The organism is Variovorax paradoxus B4, from assembly GCF_000463015.1.
Classification (GTDB): Bacteria; Pseudomonadota; Gammaproteobacteria; order Burkholderiales; family Burkholderiaceae_C; genus Variovorax; species Variovorax paradoxus_E.
Genome location: NC_022247.1, coordinates 516,115 through 540,354, shown reverse-complemented (window position 1 = coordinate 540,354; position 24,240 = coordinate 516,115). Strand labels below are relative to the sequence as shown.

20 protein-coding genes are annotated in these 24,240 nt (G+C 68.5%); 9 read left to right on the top strand and 11 right to left on the bottom strand.

The window, feature by feature from the left end; all coding sequences use genetic code 11:
* Positions 1–8 precede the first annotated feature (8 nt).
* Positions 9–1,484 carry a flavin-containing monooxygenase gene (locus VAPA_RS02475; protein WP_021005189.1) on the bottom strand — a complete coding sequence of 492 codons (1,476 nt, stop codon included), beginning with the start codon at positions 1,482–1,484 and terminating at the stop codon, positions 9–11.
* A gap of 147 nt (positions 1,485–1,631) precedes the next feature.
* Here VAPA_RS02475 and VAPA_RS02470 point away from each other — a divergent pair, with 147 nt between their 5' ends.
* From VAPA_RS02470 to VAPA_RS02445, 6 genes are all read left to right on the top strand, one after another.
* The gene (locus VAPA_RS02470) at positions 1,632–3,302 is read left to right on the top strand and encodes an alpha-glucosidase (protein ID WP_021005188.1); all 1,671 of its coding nucleotides are present in this window, start codon (positions 1,632–1,634) and stop codon (positions 3,300–3,302) included.
* Between the two features lie 5 nt (positions 3,303–3,307).
* Positions 3,308–5,479 carry a 1,4-alpha-glucan branching protein GlgB gene (gene glgB, locus VAPA_RS02465; protein WP_021005187.1) on the top strand — a complete coding sequence of 724 codons (2,172 nt, stop codon included), beginning with the start codon at positions 3,308–3,310 and terminating at the stop codon, positions 5,477–5,479.
* 4 nt (positions 5,480–5,483) lie between these two features.
* Positions 5,484–7,565, top strand: coding sequence for a glycogen debranching protein GlgX (glgX, locus tag VAPA_RS02460; protein WP_021005186.1), 2,082 nt, complete (start codon positions 5,484–5,486; stop codon positions 7,563–7,565).
* A 90-nt stretch (positions 7,566–7,655) separates the two neighbouring features.
* Positions 7,656–8,960 (top strand): glucose-1-phosphate adenylyltransferase, encoded by a 1,305-nt coding sequence (gene glgC, locus VAPA_RS02455; protein ID WP_021005185.1) that lies wholly within the window; start codon positions 7,656–7,658, stop codon positions 8,958–8,960.
* 18 nt (positions 8,961–8,978) lie between these two features.
* A complete protein-coding gene (gene glgA / locus VAPA_RS02450) occupies positions 8,979–10,466 on the top strand; it encodes a glycogen synthase GlgA (RefSeq protein WP_021005184.1) in 1,488 nt (495 codons plus the stop codon).
* Positions 10,467–10,512: 46 nt separating this feature from the next.
* A complete protein-coding gene (locus VAPA_RS02445) occupies positions 10,513–12,996 on the top strand; it encodes a glycogen/starch/alpha-glucan phosphorylase (RefSeq protein ID WP_021005183.1) in 2,484 nt (827 codons plus the stop codon).
* Positions 12,997–13,020: 24 nt separating this feature from the next.
* Here VAPA_RS02445 and VAPA_RS02440 read toward each other — a convergent pair whose 3' ends face one another.
* Complete coding sequence (locus VAPA_RS02440; RefSeq protein WP_021005182.1) at positions 13,021–13,464, bottom strand: Lrp/AsnC family transcriptional regulator; 444 nt, start codon at positions 13,462–13,464, stop codon at positions 13,021–13,023.
* A 131-nt stretch (positions 13,465–13,595) separates the two neighbouring features.
* On the opposite strand from VAPA_RS02440, the gene VAPA_RS02435 reads away from it, so the two are divergent.
* Entirely contained in the window at positions 13,596–14,498 is a 903-nt protein-coding gene (locus VAPA_RS02435) for a DMT family transporter (RefSeq protein WP_021005181.1), read from the top strand.
* Positions 14,499–14,531: 33 nt separating this feature from the next.
* Here the strand turns inward: VAPA_RS02435 and VAPA_RS02430 are convergent, their stop codons facing one another.
* The 4 genes from VAPA_RS02430 to VAPA_RS02415 form a co-directional block, all read right to left on the bottom strand.
* A complete protein-coding gene (locus VAPA_RS02430; protein WP_021005180.1) occupies positions 14,532–15,011 on the bottom strand; it encodes an ExbD/TolR family protein in 480 nt (159 codons plus the stop codon).
* A gap of 22 nt (positions 15,012–15,033) precedes the next feature.
* Positions 15,034–15,741: a MotA/TolQ/ExbB proton channel family protein gene (locus VAPA_RS02425; RefSeq protein WP_021005179.1), complete on the bottom strand. Its 708-nt coding sequence runs from the start codon at positions 15,739–15,741 to the stop codon at positions 15,034–15,036.
* A gap of 7 nt (positions 15,742–15,748) precedes the next feature.
* Positions 15,749–16,549: a 4-hydroxy-tetrahydrodipicolinate reductase gene (dapB, locus tag VAPA_RS02420; protein WP_268977812.1), complete on the bottom strand. Its 801-nt coding sequence runs from the start codon at positions 16,547–16,549 to the stop codon at positions 15,749–15,751.
* A 145-nt stretch (positions 16,550–16,694) separates the two neighbouring features.
* Positions 16,695–17,255 (bottom strand): outer membrane protein assembly factor BamE, encoded by a 561-nt coding sequence (locus VAPA_RS02415; protein ID WP_041945979.1) that lies wholly within the window; start codon positions 17,253–17,255, stop codon positions 16,695–16,697.
* 89 nt (positions 17,256–17,344) lie between these two features.
* Here VAPA_RS02415 and fur point away from each other — a divergent pair, with 89 nt between their 5' ends.
* Positions 17,345–17,764, top strand: a complete 420-nt coding sequence (gene fur / locus VAPA_RS02410) for a ferric iron uptake transcriptional regulator (RefSeq protein WP_021005176.1) — start codon at positions 17,345–17,347, stop codon at positions 17,762–17,764.
* A gap of 4 nt (positions 17,765–17,768) precedes the next feature.
* On the opposite strand, the gene hprK is transcribed toward fur, so the two are convergent.
* The 4 genes from hprK to VAPA_RS02390 all read right to left on the bottom strand — a co-directional run bounded on the left by hprK (position 17,769) and on the right by VAPA_RS02390 (position 22,245).
* Positions 17,769–18,728, bottom strand: a complete 960-nt coding sequence (hprK, locus tag VAPA_RS02405; protein WP_021005175.1) for an HPr(Ser) kinase/phosphatase — start codon at positions 18,726–18,728, stop codon at positions 17,769–17,771.
* 94 nt (positions 18,729–18,822) lie between these two features.
* Positions 18,823–19,290, bottom strand: a complete 468-nt coding sequence (locus VAPA_RS02400) for a PTS sugar transporter subunit IIA (protein ID WP_021005174.1) — start codon at positions 19,288–19,290, stop codon at positions 18,823–18,825.
* Between the two features lie 182 nt (positions 19,291–19,472).
* A complete protein-coding gene (hpf, locus tag VAPA_RS02395; RefSeq protein ID WP_021005173.1) occupies positions 19,473–19,802 on the bottom strand; it encodes a ribosome hibernation-promoting factor, HPF/YfiA family in 330 nt (109 codons plus the stop codon).
* 316 nt (positions 19,803–20,118) lie between these two features.
* Entirely contained in the window at positions 20,119–22,245 is a 2,127-nt protein-coding gene (locus VAPA_RS02390; RefSeq protein ID WP_021005172.1) for an ATP-dependent helicase, read from the bottom strand.
* Between the two features lie 229 nt (positions 22,246–22,474).
* On the opposite strand from VAPA_RS02390, the gene corA reads away from it, so the two are divergent.
* On the top strand, positions 22,475–23,461 hold the full coding sequence (corA, locus tag VAPA_RS02385) for a magnesium/cobalt transporter CorA (protein ID WP_021005171.1): 987 nt from the start codon (positions 22,475–22,477) through the stop codon (positions 23,459–23,461).
* Here corA and VAPA_RS02380 read toward each other — a convergent pair.
* Positions 23,454–24,239 carry a 5'-methylthioadenosine/adenosylhomocysteine nucleosidase gene (locus VAPA_RS02380; protein WP_021005170.1) on the bottom strand — a complete coding sequence of 262 codons (786 nt, stop codon included), beginning with the start codon at positions 24,237–24,239 and terminating at the stop codon, positions 23,454–23,456. The two genes, corA and VAPA_RS02380, sit on opposite strands and share 8 nt — an antisense overlap.
* Between the last annotated feature and the right edge of the window lies 1 nt (position 24,240).

Below are 24,240 nucleotides of genomic sequence, written 5' to 3'. Positions count from 1 at the left end.
TCTGCAATTCAGCTGCGTTCGGCGGGCGGCGGCGCGGGCACCCATTCGTCGCCGAACAGTTCGGGCTCGCTGTAGGCCTCGAGGTTGGCGAAGTGCTGCTCGAAGTCCTCGCGATAGAACAGGCTGGCCATGCCGCTCGCAAGCCGCCTGGCGCCATCGCTGATCGCGGGAATGTCGCCCGACACCGTGCCGTGCGACAAGGCCGCCGGATAGCAGAAGCAATGGATGCGGTCCAGGCCCGGGCATTGGCCCGCCGCGCGCTCGCGGAATTCGAACACCGGCCCGAGATCGGGCGAATCGGCCAGCTCCTGGTCCTCGGCGCCGGGGGCGGGCACGAAGCGGTCCTTCCACGTTCGCACATGCGATGCAATGGTGTCGAACTCGGGACGGCTGCGCCAGTCGATCTTGAAACCGGTGGAAACAATGAGAAAGTCGAACTCGAAATCTCCCCTGGGCGTGGCCACGCGCATCGACCTGCCCTGCGGCTCGATCGAGAGCACGGGACAGCCGAAATTGAAGAATGCGTTGGGGTACCGCGAGACGCGCAGCGTGCTGCCATGCGGCGGCGGCACGTTGGCCACGTTGATGTAGTGGCGCACGCGCCACTTGAACGCGTCGGGCAGGTCGTAGTGGCCCTGCGTCAGGCCCGGCACGCCGGCGCCCTTGCCCTTGTTGACGCGCGGCAGGTCGGGCCGGCGGATCAGCAGTTCGACGCTGCGCGCGCCAGCTTCCAGCGCGGTGCCCGCGCTGTCCATGGCCGACGAGCCCGCGCCGACCACGCCCACGCGCAGTCCGGCCAGCCTGCCGTAGTCCATCTCGTCGGACGAGTGCGCCCATTGCGAGCGCGGCAGCGCATTGACGAAAGCGGGAACCGCAGGGCCGCCGAGCCCGTCGCGCCCCGTGGCAAGCACGACGCGGCGTGCCAGCACCCGCTGCGCGCCGGCTGGCGTGCGCAACGCCAGCCGCACCATCGCCGCATCGGGCAGCGGCTGGATGCCGGTGACGGCCGTGTCGTTGCGCACGTCCACCGACATCACGCGGCGGTACCAGCGCAGGTAGTCCATCCACTGCAGGCGCGGGATCTTGTCCATCGAGCCCCAGGCCTCGGCGCCGAACTGGGCCTCGAACCAGGCGCGAAAGGTCAGCGAGGGCAGCCCCAGCGCGGGACCGGTCAGTTCCTTGGGCGAGCGCAGCGTTTCCATGCGCGCCGTGGTGGCCCACGGGCCCTCGTTGCCCGCGGGCGAGCGGTCGAACACCACGGCCCGGATGCCTTGCTGCGCCAGGGCCGCGGCGGCGGCCAGTCCGGCCTGGCCGGCACCGATGATGGCCACGTCCAGCACGGGCTCGCCGCCGTGCGCGCGAACGGGCATCCAAGAGCGCGCGGGCCAGCCGAGGCATTCGAGATCCTTGGCAAGCCGCTGCTCGAGTGCGGCGAGTCCTTCTGGCGACGGGGAAAGTGCGAGGGAGGCGAAGTCGGTTGTCATCTTGCGGAAACGGGACTGGAAGCTGGGGTTCTCATTCTCGAAACCCGCGCCCAGTGTAGAAAGCTTTTGAGGGGCACCGCGGCGAGCCTTGCATGGATCGGGCCCGGATCTCGCATGCCACAATGATTTCCAGACCACAGGGGCAGCATGCGCAGCAGTAACAACAGCAACAGCGAATGGTGGCGCGGCGCGGTGATCTACCAGATCTATCCGCGCAGCTTCATGGACAGCAACGGCGATGGCATCGGCGACCTGCCCGGCATCACGTCGCGGCTCGAGCACGTGGCAAGCCTGGGGGCCGATGCGATCTGGGTGTCGCCCTTCTTCCGTTCGCCGATGAAGGACTTCGGCTACGACGTGGCCGACTACCGCGCCGTCGATCCGATCTTCGGCACGCTGGCCGATTTCGACGAGATGCTGGCGCGCGCGCATGCGCTGGGCCTGAAGATCATCATCGACCAGGTGCTTTCGCACACCTCCGACCAGCACGCCTGGTTCGCCGAAAGCCGCACGAGCCGCAACAACCCCAAGGCCGACTGGTACGTGTGGGCCGACCCGCGGCCCGACGGCACGCCGCCCACCAACTGGCTGTCGGTCTTCGGCGGACCGGCCTGGCAATGGGATTCGCGCCGCCGCCAGTACTACCTGCACAGTTTCCTCAAGGAGCAGCCCGACCTGAACTTCCACTGCGCCGAGGTGCAGGAAGCGCTGCTGGGCGAGGTGCGCTTCTGGTGCGAGCGCGGCGTGGACGGCTTCCGCTTCGATGCCTGCAACCACCAGTTCCACGACGCGCTGCTGCGCGACAACCCGCCGTCCAGCGCCGCCTCGCTGGACGCGGTGAGCACGGTGCGGGCCGACAACCCCTATGCCATGCAGCAGCACCTCTACGACAAGAGCCAGATGGAGAACCTGGGCTTCCTCGAGAGCCTGCGCGGGCTGCTCGATGACTACGGCGCGGTCGCGCTCGGCGAGGTCGGCGACGAGAACGCGCCGCCCGTCATGGCGCAGTACACCGAACTGGGCAAGCGCCTGCACCTGGCCTACAGCTTCAGCCTGCTGACGGCCGAGCACAGCGCCAGGCATCTGCGCCACCAGGTCGAGACGCTCGACCATGCGCTCGCGCCGACGGGCGGCTGGGGCTGCTGGGCCGTGTCCAACCATGACGTGCCGCGCGTGGCCACGCGCTGGAACGGCGGCGGCCCGGAAGACACGCGGCGCGACCGGCTCTGGCTCGCGCTGCTGCTGGCGCTGCGCGGCAGCGCCAGCATCTACCAGGGCGAGGAGCTCGGCCTGCCCGAGGCCGAGGTGCCGTTCGAGCTGCTGCAAGACCCGTACGGCCGCGCGTTCTGGCCCGAATTCAAGGGCCGCGACGGCTGCCGCACGCCCATGCCCTGGAAGGCCGACGAACTGCACGCCGGCTTCACCACCGGCGGGCCCTGGCTGCCGGTCTACGGCCGCCACCTGCCGCTGGCCGTCGACCGCCAGTCCACCGATCCCGACTCGATGCTCGCATTCAGCCGCGCACTGCTGCGCTGGCGCCGCACCCAGCCGCTGCTGCGCACCGGCAGCATCGCCTTCCTCGATGCGCCGGAGCCCGTGCTGCGGTTCGAGCGGCGCGAAGGGAACCAATCGCTGCAGGCTGTCTTCAACCTGGGAGGCGAGCCCGTGTCCATCGCCCTGCGCGAGGCGCTCGAGCCGCTCGCGGGGCATCCGCTTTCATCGTCGTCGTCCCTGCAGGCCGGCGGCGAAAGGCGCATGCTGGCGCTGGCGCCCTATGGTGTCTTTTTCGGCCGGCCCGCTGGCAAAGAACAGATGTGAAGAACATGCCTCCCCTGCTGCTGCCTGAACGCGAAGTCCATGCGCTGATGCGCGCCGAGCACGACGATCCGTTCGCGGTGCTCGGCCCCCACGAAACACGCGACGGCCTGCTGGTGCGCGCGCTGCTGCCGGGGGCGCAGAGCGTGGCCGTGATGCACACGCGCACGGGCTGGCCGCTGGCCATGCTGTCGCGGCAGGAAGGCTCCGACCTCTTCGCGGGCCTGGTGCCCGCGGCGGAGGCGCTCCTGGGCTATTCGTTCCAGGTCGACTGGGGCACGCACACCTCGCGGCTCGAGGACCCGTACCGCTTTGCCTTCGTGCTGGGCGCCACCGATGTGTGGCTGCTGTCCGAGGGCACGCACCTGCGGCCCTGGGAGCGGCTGGGCGCGCACCTGCGCGAGATGGATGGCGTGAAGGGCGTGGCCTTCGCGGTCTGGGCGCCCAATGCGCGGCGCGTCTCGGTGGTCGGCGACTTCAACAACTGGGACGGCCGGCGCCACACGATGCGGCTGCGCCGCGAGTGCGGCGTGTGGGAAATCTTCGCGCCGCAGGTGGCCGTGGGCGACAGCTACGAGTTCGAAATCCTCTCGGCCCAGGGCGAGGTGCTGCGCAAGGCCGACCCCTTCGCCTTTTCCTCGCGCCTGCGGCCCGAGACCGCCTGCGTGGTGGCGCCGCTGCCCGCACCGATGGCCATGCCGCCCGAGCGTGCCGCCGCCAATGGCCGCCATGCGCCGATGAGCATCTACGAGGTGCACCTGGGCTCCTGGCGCCGCAAGAACGGCCATGAATGGCTGGACTACCGCGAGCTGGCCGACACGCTGGTGCCGTACGCGCGCGACATGGGCTTCACGCACATCGAGCTGCTGCCGGTCAGCGAGCACCCGTTCGACGGCTCGTGGGGCTACCAGCCGATCGGCCTTTATGCGCCCACCTCGCGCTTCGGCACGCCCGGCGACTTCCGCCATCTCGTCGAAGCCGCGCATGCCGCGGGGCTGGGCGTGATCCTCGACTGGGTGCCCGCGCACTTTCCCACCGACGCGCACGGCCTCGGCCGTTTCGACGGCACCGCGCTCTACGAATACGCCGACCCGCGCGAAGGCTTCCACAACGACTGGAAGACGCTCATCTTCAACTACGGCCGTACGGAGGTGCGCAACTACCTGGTCGGCAATGCGCTGTACTGGCTCGAGCGCTACGGCGTGGACGGCCTGCGCGTCGATGCGGTGGCCTCCATGCTCTACCGCGACTACAGCCGCAAGCCCGGCGAATGGGTGCCCAACGCCTATGGCGGGCGCGAGAACCTCGAAGCCATCGCTTTCCTGCGGCGCATGAACCAGGTGGTGGGCGTCGAGCGCCCGGGCGCCGTCACGCTGGCCGAGGAGTCGACGAGTTTTCCGGGCGTGACGCGGCCGCCCGAGGATGGCGGCCTCGGCTTCCACTACAAATGGAACATGGGCTGGATGAACGACACCCTGGCCTATGCGGGCACCGACCCGGTCCACCGCAAGCACCACCACCAGCAGATCACCTTCGGCCTGATGTATGCGCACAGCGAGAACTTCGTGCTGCCGCTCTCGCACGACGAGGTGGTGCACGGCAAGGGCTCGATGCTCGGGCGCATGCCCGGCGACGAGTGGCAGAAGTTCGCGGGGCTGCGCAATCTTTATGGCTACCTCTGGGCCTATCCGGGCAAGAAGCTGCTGTTCATGGGCGGCGAATTCGCCCAGGCAGCGGAATGGAACGCCGACCGCAGCCTCGACTGGCACCTGCTGGAGCACGCGTCGCACCAGGGCGTCCGGCGGCTGGTGCGCGACCTGAACAACGTGTACCGGCACTTCCCCGCGCTGTACGAACTCGATACCGAAAGGGCCGGCTTCGAGTGGCTGGTGCATGACGACTGGGAGCAGTCGGTGTTCGCCTTCGTGCGCCGGGCCCGCGACGGCTCTTTCGTGGTGGCGGTGTGCAACTTCACGCCGCTGCCGCGCCACGGCTATCGCCTCGGGGTGCCTGCGGCGGGCGCGTACCGCGAGGCCATCAACACCGACGGCGCCGTGTACGGCGGCAGCGGTGTCGGCAATGGCGTGGTCGACAGCGCACCGGTTCCCTGGCACGGCAGGGCCGACTCCATTTCCATCAGCGTGCCGCCCCTGGCCACCGTGATGTGGGTGCTGGCTTGAAGCGATGCTGAGTCCGGGTTCCCCCTTCCCTCCTGGCGCGACGCTCTCGCCGAACGGCGTGAACTTCGCGCTCGTGGCGCCCAACGCCGAAGCCGTCGAGCTCTGCCTTTTCGACGGCACGGGCCAGCACGAGCAACAGCGCCTGCGGCTGCCGGCCTTCACCGATGGCGTCTGGCACGGGCTGCTGCCGAGCGGGCGCGCCGGGCTGGTCTACGGCTTTCGCGTGCACGGGCCGTGGGCGCCGCATGCGGGGCAGCGCTTCAATCCCGCGAGGCTGCTGCTCGACCCGTATGCGCGCGAGATCGTCGGGCGCTATGACGGCAGCGATCTGTTCCTGGGACACGACCCAGCGAATCCGGCCCAGCGCAACACGCGCGACAACGGCGCCGTGGCGCTCAAGGGGCGCGTGGCGGCAGCCGGCGGCAGTTCGGCCGCACCTGGCCATGCCCGCATCCCGGCCGGCGAGCGCGTGCTCTACGAACTGCATGTGCGCGGCCAGACCCGGCTGCACCCGGGCGTGCCCGCTGCCTTGCGCGGCACCTATGCCGGCCTGGCCGAGCCCGTGGTGCTCGACCACCTCCAGGGCCTCGGCGTCACCACGCTGAGCCTGATGCCGGTGCAGCACCGCGCCGACGAACAGCGGCTGCTCGCCATGGACCTCAGCAACTACTGGGGCTACAACACCATCGGCTGGTTCGCGCCCGAGGCGCGCTACTGGAGCGGCCGCGCCGGCACCACGCCGGCCGGCGAATTCCGCGCCCTGGCCGACGCGGTGCATGCGCGCGGCATGGAGCTGGTGATCGACGTGGTCTACAACCACAGCGCCGAAACCGACGAATTCGGCCCCACGCTCTCGCTGCGCGGCATCGACAACGCGCTGTACTACCACCTGCGCGCCGACGACCGCGCGCTCTACGCCAACTGGACCGGCTGCGGCAATTGCCTCAACCTGGCTGAGCCGCGCGTGCTGCAACTGGTCATGGACAGCCTGCGCCACTGGGCCTGCGAGCTCGGCGTCGACGGCTTCCGCTTCGATCTCGCGCCCGTGCTGGGCCGCGGCGCCAATGGCATCTTCGACTCGCGCGCCCCCTTCTTCGCGGCCATCGCGCAAGACCCCGTGCTCTCGCGCACGCTGCTGATCGCGGAGCCCTGGGACATCGGGCCGGGCGGCTACCGCCTGGGTGAATTCCCGCCGGGCTGGCTCGAATGGAACGACCGCTACCGCGACACGCAGCGCGGCTTCTGGCTGCGCCAGGGGCGCGAAGGCGCCGCCGGCCTCGGCGATTTCGCGCACCGCTTCACCGCCTCGAGCGCACAGTTCGCCCACCAGGGCCGCGCGCCCACCGCCAGCGTCAATTTCATCACCGCGCACGACGGCTTCACGCTGCGCGACCTGCTCAGCTACGAAGAGCGGCACAACCTGGCCAACGGCGAAAACAACCGCGACGGCCATGCGCACAACCTGAGCAACAACTGCGGCGTCGAAGGCCCGACCGACGACCCCGCCGTGCAGGCCGAGCGCGGCCGCCTGCAGCGCGCGCTGATCGCCGCGCTGCTGCTGTCGCAGGGCACGCCCATGCTGCTGGCCGGCGACGAGCTCGGCCACAGCCAGCAAGGCAACAACAACGCCTACTGCCAGGACAACGCAACCACCTGGCTCGCCTGGATCGGCGCCCACGATCCCGCCAGCGAGGCGGCGCGCCTGAGCGCCTTCGTCGCCCGGCTCGTTGCCCTGCGCCGCGAAGCGCCCGTCCTGCGCAGCACGCGCTGGTGGCCGGCGCTGCCGGCAGAGGGCGCGCCGGGCATCCACTGGCTGCGGCCCGACGGCCAGCCCATGCAGGAGGCCGACTGGCACGGCGGCACGGCCCTTGCCATCCTTTTCGAAGCGGCAGCGGCGGATGCAGGCGCGTGGCTGGTGCTGGTGAATGCGGGACCGGCGACCGTTTCCTTTGCGCTGCCCGCGGGTTCGTGGCAGTGGCGGCTCGCAACGGACGACCCGGCGCCCGATGCCGCCGCCGCGCCGCAGCAACCCCATGCCGGCACGGTGGAGGTACCTCATTCGAGCATCCGGATTGCAAGAAGGTAGAAGCCAGCCGCGCCGCACGGTGCTAGGCTGGCTGCAGAAACTCTGACGAAGAGTCAAGACGACAAACCGACGAACGAACGGAGACACAGGATGGACACCAACAGCAACACGCCGCAGGCGCCCCTGCAGGCGCATCAACTGGTCCGCCGCACCATCGCCCTGGTGCTGGCCGGTGGCCGAGGCTCCCGCCTCAAGCAGCTGACCGACCGGCGCGCCAAGCCGGCGGTGTACTTCGGCGGCAAGTTCCGCATCATCGACTTCGCGCTGTCGAACTGCCTCAACTCCGGCATCCGGCGCATGGCGGTGGTCACGCAGTACAAATCGCATTCGCTGATGCGCCACCTGCAGCGCGGCTGGAGCTTCCTGCGCGCCGAGCTCAACGAGATGGTCGACGTGCTGCCCGCGCAGCAGCGCACGGGCGACGAGCACTGGTACCGCGGCACGGCCGACGCGGTGTTCCAGAACCTGGACATCATCCAGACCCGCTCCACCAAGCACGACTACGTGGTGGTGCTGGCCGGCGACCACATCTACAAGATGGACTACTCGATCATGGTCAAGGACCATGCCGAGCGCGGCCTGGGCTGCACGGTCGGCTGCATCGAGGTGCCGCGCATGGAAGCCACCGCCTTCGGCGTGATGGCCGTCGACGACGGCCGCCAGATCACCGCCTTTCTCGAGAAGCCGGCCGACCCGCCCGCCATGCCGGGCCATCCCGACGTGGCGCTGGCCAGCATGGGCATCTACGTGTTCGATTCCGAGTACCTCTACCAGCTGCTCGAGGAAGACGCCGTCAACCCCGATTCGAGCCACGATTTCGGCAAGGACATCATCCCGCGCGCCGTGGCGCAGGGCCGCGCGCTGGCGCATCCCTTCGGCATGTCGTGCGTCACGCGCGCCTCGCGCGGGCCCGACGCCAAGGCCTACTGGCGCGACGTGGGCACGATTGATGCATTCTGGGCAGCCAACCTCGACCTGGCCTCCATCACGCCCGAACTCGACATCTATGACACAGACTGGCCCATCTGGACCTACCAGCGGCAGCTGCCGCCAGCCAAGTTCGTGCTCGATCGCGAGGGCCGGCACGGCATGACGGTCAACACCATCGTCTCGGGCGGTTGCATCGTCTCGGGCTCCAAGGTCAGCAGCTCGGTGCTGTTCTCGGGCGTGCGCATCCATTCGTTCTGCGACATCAACGAGGCCGTGCTGCTGCCAGACGTCGAAGTGGGCCGCGGCGCCCGGCTCAACCGCGTGGTGGTCGACCGCGGCTGCGTCATTCCGGACGAGATGGTGATCGGCGAAGACGCCGCAGCCGATGCCGCGCGCTTCGAGCGCACCGACAACGGCGTGGTGCTGGTCACCCGCGAAATGCTCAAGCGCCTGCTGGCTGCCTGAGGCCGCAACGCTTCCCCGATGCGAATCCTCCAGGTCAGCGCCGAACTGTTCCCCCTGCTCAAGACCGGTGGCCTCGCCGACGTGGCCGGCGCGCTGCCACTCGCCCTCATGGCCGCCGGACAGGACGCGCGGGTGCTGCTGCCCGGCTTCCCGGCCATCCTGGCCGGCGTGCGCGACCTGGCGCCGGTGGCCGAATTCACCGCACCCTGGGGCCAGGAACGCTTCGGCCTGCGCGCGGGCCGCATCGCCATCGATGGCGCGGCGGCGCCGATCACCGCCTACGTGATCGATGCGCCGGCGCTGTACGACCGGCCCGGCAACCCCTACGAAGACGCCACGCGCCAGCCCTACGGCGACAACCACCGGCGCTTCGCGCTGCTGGGCTGGGCCGCGGCACAGCTGGCGCAGGGGCTCGATCCCGCCTGGCAGCCCGAGGTCGTGCATGCGCACGACTGGCATGCGGGGCTGGCGCCGGCCTACCTGCACTTCGCGCGCGAGGCCGGTGCGCCCCGCGTGGGCAGCGTGTTCACGGTGCACAACCTGGCCTACCAGGGCATCTCGGCACCATGGAACTTTGCCGACCTCGGCCTGCCCGCGCCGGCGTTCCACATGAACGGGCTCGAATACCACGGGCAGGTGTCGTTCATGAAGGGCGGCCTCTACTTCGCGGACCGCCTGACCACCGTGAGCCCGACCTACGCCCGCGAGATCCAGACGCCCGAGCAGGGCTTCGGGCTCGACGGCCTGCTGCGCCTGCGCGGCGGCGTGCTCACGGGCATCCTCAACGCGGTCGACGACCAGGTCTGGAATCCGGCCACCGACACCGCGCTGGTGCAGGGCTACCACACGCCCGAAGGCCGCCACATGGCGGGCAAGGCGCGTTGCAAGGCGGTGCTGCAGCACCAGCTCGGACTGGCCGAGCGCCCCGACGCGCCGCTCTTCATCCTGGTCAGCCGGCTCACCGAGCAGAAGGGCCTGCACCTCGTGCTCGGCGGCCTCGATGCCCTGCTGGCCGAAGGCGGGCAGCTCGCGCTGCTGGGCAGCGGCGAGGCCTGGCTCGAGGAAGCCTTCCGCGAGCGCGCGGCGGCCGCGCCCCGCTCGGTCAGCGTCACCATCGGCTACAACGAAACGCTGGCGCACCAGCTCTTCGGCGGCGGCGACGTGACGCTGGTGCCATCGCTCTTCGAGCCCTGCGGCCTCACGCAGATGTACGGCCTGAAGTACGGCAGCCTGCCACTGGTGCGCCGCGTCGGCGGCCTGGCCGACACGGTCGTCGACTGCACGCTCGAAGACATGGCCAGCGGCCACGCCACCGGCTTCGTGTTCGACCGCTTCGACGCCGCCGACTACGAGCGCGCGCTGCGGCGCGCCTTCGCGCTCTACCAGCGCGCGCCCGACTGGCGCCGCGTGCGCGGCAACGCCATGCGGCGCTCGGCCGACTGGGCCACCGCCGCCGACCAGTACATCGAGGTCTACCGGCAGGCGTTCGAGTCCGCCGGCACCTGAACAAAGCGCCACGGCGCACAACCCCCGCAACTCTTCACCGAAGCCCATGACCATCAAAGACTTCGCCTACGACCATCCCGACCGCGACGTGGCCGCGTTCAAGCGCGCCGTCGCCAACAAGCTGATCTATGCGGTCGGCAAGGACCCTGTGGCGGCCAGCCAGGACGACTGGCTGCACGCCACCGCGCTGGCCGTGCGCGACCAGCTGGTCGAGCGCTGGATGGCGACCACGCGCGCCAACTATGCGCAGGACCTGAAGCGCGTCTACTACCTCTCGATGGAGTTCCTGATCGGGCGCACCTTCACCAATGCGCTGCTGGCGGTCGACCTCTACGACACGGTGCGCGAGGCGCTGGCCGACTTCGGCGTGGACATGGCGGCGCTGTCCGAGCGCGAGCCCGACGCGGCGCTCGGCAACGGCGGCCTCGGCCGGCTCGCGGCCTGTTTTCTCGACTCGATGGCCACGCTCGGCGTGCCCGGCATGGGCTACGGCATCCGCTACGAATACGGCATGTTCCGCCAGCGCATCGTCGACGGCCAGCAGGTGGAGACGCCCGACTACTGGCTCACGCGCGGCAACCCCTGGGAGTTCCAGCGGCCCGAGGTGAACTACCGCGTGCGCTTCGGCGGCCATGTACAAAGGCGCGAGGGAAAGAACGCGCCCTACGGCGCGGCCGACTGGGTCGACACGCACGACGTGCTGGCCGTGGCCTACGACACCATCATTCCGGGCTACGGCACGCAGGCCACCAACACGCTGCGCCTGTGGTCGGCGCGCGCCACCGAGGAGATCGATCTCTCGGCCTTCAACCGCGGCAACTACATGGCGGCGGTGGAGAGCAAGAACCACTCCGAGAACGTCTCGCGCGTGCTCTACCCCGACGACTCCACGCCCTCGGGCCGGGAGCTGCGGCTGCACCAGGAATATTTCTTCTGCAGCGCGAGCGTGCAGGACCTGCTGCGGCGCTACCTGCGCAACCACAAGAGCTTCGACCAGCTGGCCGACAAGGTCAGCATCCACCTGAACGACACGCACCCGGTGCTCGCGGTGCCCGAGCTCATGCGCCTCCTGCTCGACGAGCACGGCCTGGCGTGGGACGTGGCCTGGGCCCATACGCAGAAGGTGTTCAGCTACACCAACCACACGCTGATGCACGAGGCGCTGGAGACCTGGCCGGTCGAGATGCTCGGGCGCATCCTGCCGCGGCACCTGCAGATCATCTACGACATGAACGCGAAGTTCCTCGCCGCCGTGACGCAGAAGGCCGGCAACGACGTCGAGCTGCTGCGCCGGCTGTCGCTGGTCGACGAGGCGGGCGAGCGCCGCGTGCGCATGGCCTACGTGGCGGTGCTCGCGAGCCATTCGATCAACGGCGTGTCGGGCCTGCATTCCGAACTCATGAAGCAATCGATCTTCGCGGACTTCGCGAAGATCTTTCCCGAGCGCTTCAACAACAAGACCAACGGCGTCACGCCGAGGCGCTGGCTCGCGCAGGCCAACCCGCCGCTCGCGAGCCTGCTCGACCAGCGCCTGGGCAAGGGCTGGCGGCGCGACCTCTCGCAGCTCGAGGCGCTGCGGCCGATGGCGGCCCAGCCCGCCTTCGCACGCGCCTTCCGCCATGCCAAGCGCGAGAACAAGCTGCGCCTGGCCAACTGGGTGGAGCAGCACATGGACATCGTGCTCGACACCGACGCGATGTTCGACGTGCAGGTCAAGCGCATCCACGAATACAAGCGGCAGCTGCTCAACGTGCTGCACGTGATCACGCGCTACCACCGCATCCTCGATGCGCAGGCCGCCGGCGGGCCGATCGACATCGTGCCGCGCGTGGTGGTGTTCGCCGGCAAGGCAGCCTCGGCCTACCAGATGGCCAAGCTCGTGATCCGGCTGATCAACGACGTGGCCAACACCATCAACAACGACAGCCGCGCCGGCAAGCTGCTGAAGGTGGTGTTCCTGCCCAACTACAGCGTGAGCCTGGCCGAGGTGATCATGCCCGCGGCCGACCTGTCGGAGCAGATCTCGACCGCGGGCACCGAGGCCTCGGGCACCGGCAACATGAAGTTCGCGCTCAACGGCGCGCTCACCATCGGCACGCTCGACGGCGCCAACGTGGAGATGCGCGACAACGTGGGCGCGGAGAACATCTTCATCTTCGGCAACACCACGCCGGAGGTGGCCGACATCCGCGCCCACGGCTACCAGCCGCGCGACATCTACGAGGAGAACGCCGAGCTCAAGCGCGTGCTCGACGCCATCCGCGACGGCGCATTCTCGGCCGGCGAGCCCTCGCGCTACCAGGGCATCTACGACGCGCTGGTGAACTGGGGCGACCACTACCTGCTGCTGGCCGACTATGCGAGCTACGTCGAGAAGCAGGCCGAGGTCGATGCGCTGTACCGCGACCCGGACGCATGGACGCACATGGCCATCCTGAACGTAGCAGGCATGGGCGCGTTCTCGTCGGACCGCACCATTGCGCAGTACGCGCACGAGATCTGGCACACCAGGCCGGTGGTACTGGGCTGAGCCGGCGCCGCGCCGGTCTTTGCCTCAGCCCAGCCGCAAGGGCGGCGCGCGCCGGCGTATCGGCTGCATCTTGACGATGGCCGTGTGCGTCTCGGCCTTGTCGACGATGCGGTCCAGCACCTGGTCGAGCTGCTCGATGGAGCGCACGAACAAGCGTGCGATGTAGCAATCTTCGCCCGTGACCTTGTCGCACTCGCCGAATTCGGGCGTGTTCTCGATCAGCTTCTGCACCACCTGCAGCTGGCCCGGCAACGGGCGGATGCGCACGATCGCCTGCAGCTGGTAGCCCAGCGCCTTCGGATCGATCTCGACCGTGTAGCCGCGGATCACGCGGCGCTCTTCGAGCCGCCGAAGCCGCTCCGAAACACTCGGCGAAGACATGCCGACGCGGGCGGCCAGGTCTTTCAGCGAGATGCGCGCGTCCTGCAGCATGACCTCGAGAATCTTTTGTTCGACCTCGTCCAGCATTTCAGATCCTTTGGAGACAACGGGGCTTTGCCTTGTTTTCTTAGCATCGAATGGATTTTTCCCTTCGGAAAATCATAGGCCCATCGGCACATCAATGGCAACCTGAGACTTGCTCCACAAGAATTCCGATCATGCAAAGACAGATGCGGGGCGCGCTCGAAATGAGCGCGGCCATGGCCATTTCGGGAACCATCGGCTGGTTCGTCATCCGCTCCGGCCAGCCGCTGGCCGACCTGCTGTTCTGGCGCTGCGCCTTCGGCGCCCTCACGCTCGTTGCGGTGTGCGCCGCGCTCGGGCTGCTTCGCAGGCGCCTGCTGACGCTGCGCGTCGTTGCGCTGGCGGCGCTGGGCGGCGCCGCGCTGGTGCTCAACTGGCTGCTGATCTTCGCGTCGTTCTCGCATGCGTCGATCTCCATCGCCACGGCGGTCTACAACACCCAGCCGTTCATGCTGGTGGGCCTTGGCGCCCTGTTCTTCTCCGAGCGGCTGACGGCGGCCAAGCTGGCCTGGCTGGGCATCGCGTTCGCGGGCGTCCTGCTGATTGCCGAGGCCAAGCCGGGCGGCGGCAGCCATGGCGCCTCGTATGTCCCGGGCATCCTGATGGCGCTGGGGGCTGCGTTCTTCTACGCCATTGCAGCCATCGTCGCGAAGCAGCTCGACGGCACGCCGCCCCACCTGATCGCGCTGGTCCAGGTCTGCGTGGGCAGCGTGCTGCTGGCGCCGTTTGCCAACCTGGCGGAGCTTCCGAAGAATGCCGGCGTGTGGGGCACGCATCTGGCCATGGGCGTCGTCTACACGGGGCTGGTTTTCACGCTGCTCTACGGCGCGATCCAGAAGCTCCCGACGCACATGGCGGGCGCGCTGTCCTTCATCTATCCGGTGGTGGCGATCGGCGTGGACTACCTGGCTTTCGGCCAGCGGCTGCATCCCGCACAGCTTCTGGGCGCTGCCGCGATCCTGCTGGCGGCCGCGGGCATGACACTGGGCTGGACGCTGCCGGGCCTGAAGAAACGCGCGCCATCGGCGCCCGATTGAGCCGACCGGACCGGTCGTCCGGCGTCCTGGGCGTCAGCGCGGGGCCGGCGGCGGCTGGCCTTGCGCGGGCGCCTCGGTCACGAACCCGATGCGGTTCAGGCCCGCCTTGTTCGCGATGCCCATCAGCGCCACCAGCTTGCCGTAGGGCACGGTCTGGTCGGCGCGCAGCTGCACTTCGGTGTCCTTGCTGTCGGCGGCGGCCTTCTGCAGCCGGGCGGCCAGTTCCTCGTCCGTCACCGCCTGGTCGTTGAAGAAGGTCTTGCCCGAGGCATCGACCGACACGCTCACGAACTTGGGCGTGTCGTTGGGCTGGCCGGCATCGGTCTGCGGCAGGTCGAGCTTGATCGAACTCGCCATCAGCGGCGCGGTGATGATGAAGATCACCAGCAGCACCAGCATCACGTCGACCAGCGGCGTGACGTTGATGTCGGACAGCGGCCGCTGTCCGCCGGCTCCCGTCGCGCGCCCGCCGCCAGCGGCACTGCTGCCCAGGGAGGTGCGACCGAAGGCCATATGTTCCTGTGCTCCGCCGGGGCTAGGCCGACACCGGCATGGGCCGCGCGGGCGGCGGCGCGGCGGGTACCGGGGCGCTGCCGAAGCTGCCGAGCAGGTCGTGCGCAAATCCCTCGAGCTCGGCTTCGATGCGGCCGATGACGCGGCCGAACACGTTGTAGGCCAGCACGGCCGGAATGGCCACGGCCAGGCCGAAAGCCGTCATCACCAGCGCCTCGCCCACCGGGCCGGCCACCTTGTCGATCGTGAAGCCGCCCGTCTGGCCGGCAATGCCCGACAGCGCGCCGTAGATGCCCCACACGGTGCCGAGCAGGCCCACGAAGGGCGCCGTGGCACCGACCGTGGCCAGCAGGATCTGGCCGGACTGCAGGCGCCGCAGCGCGCCATGCAGCGCGCCGCGCAGCGCCCGCGTGAGCCGCTGGTTGCGGTCGCCGGTGGTCGCGCCGAGCGTTGCATCGCCTGCATCTGCTGCTGCCGCATTCCTGATGGCGCTCACCGCCGGCCCCACCAGGGCGGCGCGGTCGAAGGCCTGGAGCCGCTGCTGCGCATCGGCGAGCGTGGCCGATTGCCAGAATGCGGCGATGCTGCGCAGCACGTCGCGCGTGCCGCCGCGCAGCAGCCAGGCTTTCCAGAGAATCACCACCCAGCTCGAGATCGACATGGCGAGCAGCAGCGCCGCCACCGAGCGGCTCACGCCGTCGCCGTGGGTCAGCAATTCGAGGACGCTCATCGTTCTTTCAGCGCAGGCCCAGCACGTCGAACATGTCGAACAGGCCTGCCTTCTGGCCGGCCAGGAAGCGCACGGCGCGCAGGGCGCCCTGCGCGTAGGTGACGCGGCTGGCCGACTTGTGGGTGATCTCGATGCGCTCGCCGGTGCCCGCGAACAGCACGGTGTGGTCGCCCACGATGTCGCCGCCGCGGATGGCGGCAAAGCCGATGGTCGACGGGTCGCGCTCGCCGGTGATGCCTTCGCGGCCGTAGACGGCGCATTCCTTCAGGTCGCGGCCCAGCGCCTCGGCAATGACCTCGCCCATCTTGAGCGCGGTGCCCGAGGGCGCATCGACCTTGTGGCGGTGGTGCGCCTCGATGATCTCGATGTCGTAGCCCGTCGAGAGCGCCTTGGCCGCCATTTCGAGCAGCTTGAAGGTGACGTTGACGCCCACGCTCATGTTGGGCGAGACCATGATCGCGATGTCCTTGGCGATCTCGGCGATCTCGGCCTTCTGCGCATCGCTGAAGCCGGTGGTGCCGATCACGGCCTGCACGCCGAGTTCGCGGCAGACCGCCAGGTGCGCGAGCGTTCCTTCGGGGCGGGTGAAGTCGATGAGCACCTGCGCGTCCTGCAGGCCGTTGCGCAGGTCGGCCACGATCGGCACGCCACTCGTGAACCCGAGAAAGGCGGCCGCATCGGCGCCGACGGCGTTGCTGCCCGCCATGTCGAGTGCGCCGGCCAGCCGGCAATCCTGCGCCTCGCGCACCGCCTCGACCAGCATGCGGCCCATGCGGCCCGAAGCGCCTGCGATCGCGATGCGCCGCAGGGGGGGCGTGGAAGACTCGGAAAGGGACGAAGAAGTGGAAATGGATTCAGTCACGCGGATTCAGCCTTGGAAGTTGGCATGGAAACCGGCACGCCCCGCCTGACCCGGCGGGTGCGCCCGCCCTCGCCCTGTGTTTGGCGCGTGCTCAGCGCGCAGCTTCGAGCGGGGGATACGCGGCAGGAAGCGGCGGCTGGCCGGTTGCCGTGGTGGTGGCATCGGCCTTCTTGCCGTCTTCCTTGGGGGCGAATTTCTTGAGTTCTTCTTCCGACGCCTCGAGCGGCGGCACCTTGCCGCTCTTCTTGCGGGTGTCGAGCGTGGCAACGAATTCTTCTTCGCTGGGCATCGGGTCGCCCTCGAAGCGCTCGAGCAGTTCGCCGTTGAAGAAGACGGTCAGGCGGCGTTCCTGGGGATCGACGCCCTGGCGCCTGATCGTGAAGACGTAGTCCCAGCGATCCTTGTGGAAGACGTCGGTCAGCAGCGACGTGCCGAGGATTTCACGCACCTGCTGGCGCGACATGCCAGGCTTGAGCGCCTCGACCTGTTCCTTCGACACGAAATTGCCCTGGACCACTTCGACCTTGTAGGGCGTGATGGCCGTCAGCGCACCACGCGTGCGATCGCTGAAGCCGCTGCAGGCGCCGAGGCAGAACGTCGCGGCGACGGCCGCAGCCAGCAGCCAGGGACGGCGTTGGAGAATGGCAGGCATGGGAGGAAAAAGGGGGGTAGCGATATGATCGGCCATTGTAGCGGCTGGCCCTTTTGGGCCCGTCTGCAGCCCAGGGCGCAGGAACCATCATGGCCAACATCGACGAACTCAAGAACACCGGCCTCAAGGCCACCCTGCCACGCCTGAAGATCCTCGAGATCTTCCAGACCGGCAGCCAGCGCCACATGACGGCCGAGGACGTTTTTCGCGTGCTCCTGAACGAGCACTCCGACATCGGCCTGGCCACCGTCTACCGCGTGCTGACCCAGTTCGAGCAGGCCGGCATCCTCGAGCGCAGCCATTTCGAAAGCGGCAAGGCGGTCTACGAACTGAACGAGGGCACGCACCACGACCACCTGATCTGCACCTCGTGCGGCAAGGTCGAGGAGTTCTACGACGCCGAGATCGAGCGCCGCCAGCAGATGATTTCAAAGGACAAGGGCTGGATCCTGCAGGACCACGCGATGTCGCTCTACGGCCTGTGCGGCGACTGCGTCGGTAAAAGGTAACCCGTCAGTCCCCGTCGCGCCCGTTTTCCATCGCCTTGTGGTGGCGCGCCACGAAATCGGCATAGGTGTCGATGCCGCGCAGCTGCAGGATCGAATTGCGCACGGCGGCTTCCACCAGCACGGCGATGTTGCGCCCGGCCACCACCTGGATGATGACCTTGCGCACCGGAATGCCCAGCACGTCCTGCGTGAGCGGCGCCGAGGGCATGCGCTCGTAGTCGCGCTCGAAGCTGTCGCGGCGCACCAGGTGCACGATGAGCTTGAGCCGCATCTTCCGCCGCACCGCCGTCTCGCCGAAGATCGCGCGGATGTCCAGCAAGCCGATGCCGCGCACCTCCAGCAGGTTGAGCAGCAGGTCGGGACAGCGGCCCTCGATGGTGTTCTGGTTGATGCGGAAAAGGTCGACCGCGTCGTCGGCCACCAGGCCGTTGCCGCGCGAAATCAGTTCCAGCCCGAGCTCGCTCTTCCCGAGCCCCGATTCGCCGGTGATCATGACCCCCATGCCCAGGATGTCCATGAACACCCCGTGCATCGAGGTGCGTTCCGCGAAATGCTTGGACAGGTAGGCCCGCAGCAGGTCGATCACGAAGGCCGACGACTCGCGGGTGGCGAACAGCGGCAGCTGGGCGCGCTCGCAAATCGATAGCAGCTCGTCCGGCGCGGCCTGGCCGTCGGCCAGCACCAGCATGGGCGGCTCCAGGGTGACGATGCGGGCAATGCGCCGGGCGCAGTCTTCCTGGCTGCCGCGCGTCAGGTAGGCCACTTCGCGCGCGCCCAGGATCTGAACGCGGTACGGATGGATGTAATTGAGGTAGCCGACCAGGTCCGCCGCCGACTGGGCGCGGCTGATGACTTCAGGATCGAACTGGCGCTCTGAAGCACCGAGCCCGGCGAGCCATTCCCAGCGGAGCGACCCGCGGAATTCCTCGAACATGGCGTCGGCACTGATGACGGTCGGCTTCATGCGTAGGGAGATGGCGCTCAGCGCCTAGTTGGAGGCCGGCCAGAATACCGCGGAACCGGCCCTGCGGGGCCGCGGGAGCCCGGGAGCGGGCACCTCAGGCGACTTGCGTCGACTGCCAGCCGGCAATGAGTCCGTGCAGTTCGGCCGCGTCGGTGCTCGACTTGATCAGCTCGCGCAGGTTGGCGTCGCTCAGCAGCTCGGCGATCTCGGAGAGGATTTCAAGGTGCTTCTGGGTGGCCGCCTCGGGCACCAGCAGGAAGATCAGGAGCCCGACGGGCTGCTCGTCCGGCGCGTCGAAACCGATCGGATTCGCCAGCTGGAAGACCGCGGCCATGGGAGCCTTGAGGCCCTTGATGCGGCCATGCGGAATGGCCACCCCGTGCCCGAGCCCGGTGGAGCCGAGCCGTTCGCGCGCAAACAGGCTGTCGGTGATCAGGGCGCGGCCGAGGCCGTGAAGGCTCTCGAACAGCAAGCCGGCTTCTTCGAAAGCACGTTTCTTGCTGGTAGCGTCAACGCTCACAAGCACTTGAGCGGGCGGCAGGATGGACGCGAGGCGATTCATGGTGGGGGCAGGGCGGGGGCGATTATGCACCCGCTTGGTAAAAACCCCCACTCCCGTTACTTACTTTTTGGCTACATGTTGCCGGAAGGCCTCGCCGGGCCTGCGGGCGATGATGAAAAAACAGGCAGCAAAAAGCCGCCCGGAGGCGGCTTGTCGCAGGGGCCGCAGCCCTTGCCCGTGGTCTACATCACGCGCTTGGCCGCAGCGTGATGGTGGTCCTGCAGGCGGTCCTTGTGGCGCACCACCTGGCGGTCGAGTTTGTCGACCAGTTCATCGACCGCAGCGTAGAGATCAGCGTGGCTCGACTCCGCGAACATGTCGTTACCCTTGACGTGAATGTTGCACTCCGCCCTTTGGCGGCGTTCCTTTTCCTTCTGCTTTTCCACCGTGAGGAGCACCTTCACATCGACCACCTGGTCGAAGTGCCGTGTGATCCGGTCCAGCTTGCTCGTGACGTAGGTGCGCAAGGCAGGGGTGACGTCGAGGTGATGACCGCTGATCGTCAAATTCATGAATGACCTCCTGAGAATTGACGGTTGGGAAAATGGCCCCGCTCCGGGATGGAGCGTGGCCGGCGAAACAGGTGTGGGGTTGGGGAGAAAAGAGGGAAAGAAGAGAAAAGAAGGGACGGTCGATTCACTATGCCCAAGCTGTCACGGTATTGCAATAGCTGGCTTCTCCGGGTGGCGGGCGCATGCGGGCCATGCTCCAATCCGCTAGGGATTCCATAGCTGCCCGCGCATGCTGGCCACGCCGATGCGGCACTTGGGCAGCAAGTGTTTCAGTGCGTCACCACCGGTGACCCTGCCAGGCAAAGGGCCTGCCGGTTCAGCTCCAGGCGGCGCGCATGCGGTTGCGCAGGTCGATCACCGCGGCCGGCGGCGGCACCGCGGGCGGCCGCTCCGGCGGTGGCGGCCAGGTCTGCTGCTCGAAGCCCGCGAGATCCCGTTCGGAAATGAAGCGCGTGCGGTTGGCATACAGGTGCCGGTCGCCGCGCACGGCCTGCTGCGTCACGTAGAAGCGCTGCGGCACCAGAAGATGCAGGTGGTCGCGCGCCCGTGTCATTGCCACGTAGAGCAGCCGCCGCTCCTCCTCGAGCTCATGCGCGCTCTGCGCCACGTCGGCCGGCAGGCAGCCGTCGACCACGTTGAGCACGTGCACCGAATTCCACTCCTGCCCCTTGGCCGAGTGGATGGTGGACAGGATCAGGTAGTCCTCGTCGAGCGAGGGCGGGCCCGGCCTGTCGCTGGTGGCTTCGGGCGGATCGAGCGTGAGTTCCGTCAGGAAGCGCTCGCGCGAGGCATAGCCCGACGCCAGCCGCGTCAATTGCTCGACGTCGCCGCGCCGCACGCCGGAGGGGTCGTCGTAGAGCCGGTCGAGGTGCGGCAAATACCAGCGCACCGCCAGTTCCACATCGGCCGGCCACGGCAGCGATGGCGCGCACAGCGCGGCATAGGCTTCGGCAAACACCGCCCACTCCGCGCGCGCGGCGGGTGGCGGCACGAACCCGCGCACCGCCGCCACCGGATCGGCGGCCTGGTCCATGGCATCGAGCAGCCGCGCGCCCGTGGCGGGCCCGATGCCCGGGATGAGCTGCGTGACGCGGAATCCCGCCATGCGCCCGCGCGGGTTCTCGGCGAAGCGCAGCACCGCGAGCAGGTCCTTCACATGCGAGGCCTCGAGAAACTTGAGGCCGCCGTACTTCACGAACGGAATGTTGCGGCGCGCCAGTTCCAGCTCGAGCGGCGCACTGTGCGTGGCGGCGCGAAACAGCACCGCCTGCGACTTGAGCGCCAGGCCGCCCTCGCGGTGCGCCAGCACCTTGTCGGCCACCCAGACGGCCTGCTGCGCCTCGTCGGGCACCAGCACCAGCTGCGGCCGGCCCGCGGAGGGCTTGTCGGTCCAGAGCGTCTTGGCATGCCGCTCGGCGGCCTGCGCAATGACCCGGTTCGAGACATCGAGAATGGGCTGGGTCGAGCGGTAGTTGCGCTCCAGCGTGACCACGCGCGCGGCCTGCGAGAACTGCGACGAAAAGTCGAGGATGTTACGCACCGTTGCGCCGCGAAACGAGTAGATCGACTGCGCGTCGTCGCCCACCACCGTCACGCCGCGGCCATCGGGCTTGAGCGCCCGCAGGATCGAGGCCTGCAGCAGGTTGGTGTCCTGGTACTCGTCGACCAGGACGTGGTCGAAGCGCGCGCCGACCAGCGCCGCCAGCGCGGGCTCGGCCGCCATGCCGGCCCAATAGAGCAGCAGGTCGTCGTAGTCGAGCACGTTCTGCTGCTGCTTGGCCTCGACATAGGCGCCGAACAGGCGCTTGAGTTCGGCTTCCCACTCGGCGCACCACGGAAAGGCCTCGGCGAGCACATCGGCCAGCGGCGCGCGCGTGTTGACGCATCGCGAATAGATCGAAAGGCAGGTGCCCTTGCGCGGAAAGCGGTTCACGCTCGACGACAGGCCGAGCTCGTGGCGCACCAGGCCCATCAGGTCCTCGGCGTCCCCGCGGTCGTGGATCGTGAAGTGGTCGTTCAGGCCGATGTGCGCGGCGTATTCGCGCAGCAGGCGTGCGCCGATGCCATGGAAAGTGCCGGCCCACGGCAGCGCGGGCGGCTTTTCGGATTTGAGCCCGAGCACGCGCGCCAGCACCTGGCCCGCGCGGCGCTCCATTTCCTGCGCCGCGCGGCGCGAGAAGGTCAAGAGCAGCAGGCGCTGCGGATCGACGCCGCCGGCAATGAGGTGCGCCACCCGGTGCGCCAGCGTGCTGGTCTTGCCGGAGCCCGCGCCGGCGATCACCAGCAGCGGCCGCTCGTCGCGCCCGACCAGCGTGCCGACGCCGTGCTCGACGGCGGCGCGCTGCTCGTCGTTGAGCGCCGAAAGTGCCGCGGCCAGGCGCTCGGCCTGGGCGGTGCCGGGGGTGCCGACGGCGGGAAAAGCGGGGAGCGCAGCGGTCTGCATGGCCGCAACTTTACTGTATGTCCATCCAGATCGGCGGCCTTGCCGTCACATGGCCGATGACATAATCGCCCCTCGCTGCAACTGGAGACCGCATCATGGAAACCGCACCGTCTCGGCAGCTTTCAACTCCCGCGTCCTGACGCCCCTCGATCGCTGACATCAGGGCCCGGGGATTGAAAGCACCCCTCCCCTCGCCCCATCGCCTCAGCCATTTCACGGGAGTGAGCCCATGCTCAATATCTTTACGCTCGCCAACGGCCGCCTTGTCCAGGAAGAGATCGAGGCGCTCGAGGAGCTTTCCAAGTTCCAGCCGATCTGGGTCGACCTCGAATCGCCCACGCTCGAGGAAAAGCGCTGGATCAAGCAGTACTACGGCCTTTCGATTCCCGAAGACGCGATGGACGAGGACATCGAGGAGTCGGCCCGCTTCTACGAGGAAGACAACGGCGAACTGCACATCCGCTCCGACTTCCTGATCGACGACGACGAAGACCCGCGGTCGGTGCGCGTTGCGTTCATCCTGAACCAGCACAACACCGAGCTTCGCAGCCGCGGCGTGCTGTTCTCCATCCATGACGAGGACGTGCCCGTGTTCCGGCTGCTGCGCATGCGTGCGCGCCGCGCCCCCGGCCTCATCGAAGACGCGAAGGAAGTGCTGCTCAAGCTGTTCGACGCCGACGCCGAATACTCGGCCGACACGCTCGAGAACATCTACGACGAACTCGAGGTCGCGGGCAAGAAGGTGCTCGAAGGCAACGTCAGCGACGAGCTGGCCGGCGAGGTGCTGGCGGCGATCGCGCGCCAGGAAGACTTGAACGGCCGCATCCGGCGCAACGTGATGGACACGCGCCGCGCGGTGAGCTTCATGATGCGCAGCCGCATGCTCAACGCCGAGCAGTTCGAGGAGGCGCGGCAGATCCTGCGCGACATCGAATCGCTGGACAACCACACGGCCTTCCTGTTCGACAAGATCAACTTCCTGATGGATGCGACCGTCGGTTTCATCAACATCAACCAGAACAAGACCATCAAGATCTTCTCGGTGGCCAGCGTGGCGCTGCTGCCGCCCACGCTGATCGCGAGCATCTACGGCATGAACTTCAAGCTCATGCCCGAGCTCGACTGGTCGCTGGGCTATCCATATGCGCTGGCGCTGATGGCGGCGAGCGCGCTGGTGCCGATGTGGTACTTCCGCCGGCGCGGCTGGCTCAAGTAGCGGCGGGCGTTTCGCGGCAAGAAGGCAGCGTGGCCAGCCACGCGCTCGCCAGCGCAAGGCTGTAGCGGCTCGCCACTTCGGCGACGAAGCGTGCGAAGTCGCCATGCGCGGCGTCGTCGGCCCGGTCCGAGATGGTCCGCATCGCCGCAAAGGGCACGCCGTAGTCGTGGCACACCTGCGCCACCGCCGCGCCTTCCATCTCGACCGCAAGCGCATCGGGCAGGTTGCGCCGCAACGCATCGCTTTCGGCCGCCGTCGAGACGAAGCGATCGCCGCTCACCAGCAAGCCCCGGTGCACCTTCGGCGACCGGAGGCCGAACTCATCGACGGCCTCCTGCCCCAGCAACGCCACCGGATCGCGCAGCGTCTCTTCGGCCACGGCCGCCAGCGCATCGCTGACTGCGGCATCGGCCGCGAAGCGCGAAAGGCCCATGAGCGGCACCTCGTACTTCGGAAAGATCGGCGAGGCATCGAGGTCGTGCTGCAGCAGCTGCGTTGCGACCACCACGTCGCCGACGTTCACGCCCGGCGCGAGCCCGCCGGCGACGCCCGTGAACACGATCGCCCGCACGCCGAAGCGCTCGAGCAGCACCGTGGCCGTCACCGCCGCCGCGACCTTGCCGATGCGCGACAGCACGGCCACCACCGGCTGGCCGTGCAGGTGGCCGACCCAGAAGTCGCGCCCCGCGGCGCGCACGCGCTGCTCGTCCGGCATCTGCGCGAGGAGCGCGCTCAGCTCTTCGTGCATGGCAGCGACGATGGCGACCGGTGCGCTCATC

Coding starts and splice junctions, on each gene's coding strand:
- VAPA_RS02475 (WP_021005189.1), bottom strand. CDS start 1,484: ATGACAACCGACTTCGCCTCCCTCGCACTTTCCCCGTCGCCAGAAGGA.
- VAPA_RS02470 (WP_021005188.1), top strand. CDS start 1,632: ATGCGCAGCAGTAACAACAGCAACAGCGAATGGTGGCGCGGCGCGGTG.
- glgB (WP_021005187.1), top strand. CDS start 3,308: ATGCCTCCCCTGCTGCTGCCTGAACGCGAAGTCCATGCGCTGATGCGC.
- glgX (WP_021005186.1), top strand. CDS start 5,484: ATGCTGAGTCCGGGTTCCCCCTTCCCTCCTGGCGCGACGCTCTCGCCG.
- glgC (WP_021005185.1), top strand. CDS start 7,656: ATGGACACCAACAGCAACACGCCGCAGGCGCCCCTGCAGGCGCATCAA.
- glgA (WP_021005184.1), top strand. CDS start 8,979: ATGCGAATCCTCCAGGTCAGCGCCGAACTGTTCCCCCTGCTCAAGACC.
- VAPA_RS02445 (WP_021005183.1), top strand. CDS start 10,513: ATGACCATCAAAGACTTCGCCTACGACCATCCCGACCGCGACGTGGCC.
- VAPA_RS02440 (WP_021005182.1), bottom strand. CDS start 13,464: ATGCTGGACGAGGTCGAACAAAAGATTCTCGAGGTCATGCTGCAGGAC.
- VAPA_RS02435 (WP_021005181.1), top strand. CDS start 13,596: ATGCAAAGACAGATGCGGGGCGCGCTCGAAATGAGCGCGGCCATGGCC.
- VAPA_RS02430 (WP_021005180.1), bottom strand. CDS start 15,011: ATGGCCTTCGGTCGCACCTCCCTGGGCAGCAGTGCCGCTGGCGGCGGG.
- VAPA_RS02425 (WP_021005179.1), bottom strand. CDS start 15,741: ATGAGCGTCCTCGAATTGCTGACCCACGGCGACGGCGTGAGCCGCTCG.
- VAPA_RS02415 (WP_041945979.1), bottom strand. CDS start 17,255: ATGCCTGCCATTCTCCAACGCCGTCCCTGGCTGCTGGCTGCGGCCGTC.
- fur (WP_021005176.1), top strand. CDS start 17,345: ATGGCCAACATCGACGAACTCAAGAACACCGGCCTCAAGGCCACCCTG.
- hprK (WP_021005175.1), bottom strand. CDS start 18,728: ATGAAGCCGACCGTCATCAGTGCCGACGCCATGTTCGAGGAATTCCGC.
- VAPA_RS02400 (WP_021005174.1), bottom strand. CDS start 19,290: ATGAATCGCCTCGCGTCCATCCTGCCGCCCGCTCAAGTGCTTGTGAGC.
- hpf (WP_021005173.1), bottom strand. CDS start 19,802: ATGAATTTGACGATCAGCGGTCATCACCTCGACGTCACCCCTGCCTTG.
- VAPA_RS02390 (WP_021005172.1), bottom strand. CDS start 22,245: ATGCAGACCGCTGCGCTCCCCGCTTTTCCCGCCGTCGGCACCCCCGGC.
- corA (WP_021005171.1), top strand. CDS start 22,475: ATGCTCAATATCTTTACGCTCGCCAACGGCCGCCTTGTCCAGGAAGAG.
- VAPA_RS02380 (WP_021005170.1), bottom strand. CDS start 24,239: ATGAGCGCACCGGTCGCCATCGTCGCTGCCATGCACGAAGAGCTGAGC.